Annotated in this window: 1 protein-coding gene; it reads left to right on the top strand. The window is 45.2% G+C overall.

The genetic code is table 11. From position 1 onward, the window contains the following. The coding region (locus HC176_RS18250) for a cbb3-type cytochrome c oxidase N-terminal domain-containing protein (RefSeq protein WP_167920414.1) at positions 1–334 on the top strand (334 nt) is incomplete at both ends.

Genomic DNA, 334 nt, shown 5'->3' with positions numbered 1-334 from the left:
AGCTGGATCATAACTACGACGGTATTAAAGAACTGGATAACAAGTTACCGCCATGGTGGCTCTATTCCTTCTATGCCTCTATAATTTACGCAGCCGGGTATATGGCTTATTATCACATTTTTGACGGAGATAACCAGGTGACAGAATATGAAACCGAAATGCTGGCGGCAAAACTGGCGGTAGAAGAATACAAAAAGAATGCTCCAGATCTTGTGGATGCAGAATCTGTAGTGTTACTGACTGATGCGGGAGAACTGGAAAAAGGAGCTGCCCTGTACCAAACCAACTGTATGGCTTGCCATGCAGGGGATGGAGGTGGAGGAATTGGTCCAAA

Source organism: Tamlana crocina, from assembly GCF_012037625.1.
Note: the sequence above shows the minus strand (reverse complement) of the source record. Positions and strands in the feature narration are given on the sequence as shown.